At 57.8% G+C, this 1,593-nt stretch carries 1 protein-coding gene and 1 pseudogene; both read right to left on the reverse strand.

Translation table 11 applies throughout. From position 1 onward, the window contains the following. Positions 1-417: pseudogene (locus tag ACXJ5O_RS26430) on the reverse strand (cytochrome ubiquinol oxidase subunit II); the annotation flags it as partial. Positions 418-500: 83 nt separating this feature from the next. Continuing rightward, positions 501-1,593: outer membrane protein assembly factor BamB family protein (locus tag ACXJ5O_RS26435; protein WP_457302497.1), on the reverse strand; the 1,093-nt coding region annotated here is incomplete at its 5' end.

Genomic DNA, 1,593 nt, shown 5'->3' on the forward strand with positions numbered 1-1,593 from the left:
CACCACGAGGCTGTTTACGCTTGCGACGCCCAGATCGGGATAAATGAAGAGCCATTTCCAATCGAGGGAGATCACCTGCACATTGACCGGAGCGGCGCCGGAAGCGATCTGCTTGCCGGGATCGAGATCGTGGGAGCCGACCCAGGCGATTCCGCCGAGGAAAAGCACCACCATCGCGGGTATCGACCAGACGATCAATTCGATGCGGCCCGAATAGGACCAGTCGGGCATATAATTCGCCCGCGCATTGCTGTGCCGAAACCACCAGGCGAACCCGAGAGTGAGCAGAATGACAGGAATGACCACTGACAGCATGATCGTTGTAGCGTTCAACAATATCGTGTTCTGTGCGGCGCCAACCGGCCCCTGCGGGTCAAGAACGCCGCTGCGCCAGTAAAAGCCCGCTACGTCAGACATGACGCAATAACCAGTAACCGGATCGTCTCATTAACGAAGCCCCTTTTGCCAATCCGGTTCCAAGCTGCAATGGTGATGGCGCGTCAGTTCGGCAGGGCGAAAGCGACAATTTCGTCGCTGACCTTTGGAGTGAGGATTGAATTACCTCCCGCTGCAAACACGACATATTGTTTGCCCTTATATTCATAAACGGCCGGAAGCGCGACAGCCGGAGCCGACACGAGAGACTTCCACAACACCTTGCCGGTTGCAAGATCAAGCGCGCGTACCATCGAGTCCATGGAAGCGCCGATGAAGATCAAGCCGCTTGCGGTGATGACTGGACCTCCCAGGGTGATCGATCCCCACGACTCAGGCATATAGAAGCCATATTGCTGAACCTGGCCGAACGGCACGTCCCAAAGCTGCTTGCCGGTTTTAAGATCATAGGCAGCAATTGAACCATAGGGTGGCTTCCAGCAGGGCATTCCCAGAGGATTGAGGAATGTTGTGAGCTGGACTCCGTAAGGTGCGCCCGTCATCGGAAAGAAACCGCCGGTTTCCAGGCCCCCGGCAGTTGCTGCCTTGTCATAATCAGCGCGCGGGATCAGCTTGTAGATCTGCACTGCACTCGAATAATTGACAACGAAGGTGCCGCTCGACGGGTCGACCGCTCCGCCACCCCACTCGATACCCCCAATCGTACCCGGATAAACAAGCGAGCCTTCAAGGCTGGGCGGCGTAAACCGGCCCTCGTCGCGCAACGTCGCAGCGGTGCGGCTGCAATAGCCGAAGCTCACGATGTCCGCCAATCCAAAGACGCCTGGCCACTTGTCTCCCACTACGGATTTCGGCAGCGGCACGTAGGGCTGCGTCGGTGCAGCCGTCTCTCCGGGTACCGTTGAAGCCGGGAAGGGACGTTCCTCGATCGGGTAGACCGGCTCGCCGGTCTCGCGGTTGAGGACATAAAGGAAACCCTGTTTGGACGTCTGCACCAGCGCCGGAATTGTCGCTCCATCCTTCTGTATATCGATGAGTGTCGGCGCTGAATTGGTGTCGAGATCCCAGATATCGTGATGCACGAGTTGCCTTGACCAGACGACTTTGCCCGTGTCCACATCAAGCGCAGTGACAGACGTGCCGAGCGAGATCGGGTCCAGCCTGTTGCCGCCGAAAAAGTTTGGACTGGGCGAACTG

It is taken from the genome of Phyllobacterium sp. P5_D12 (assembly GCF_054049495.1).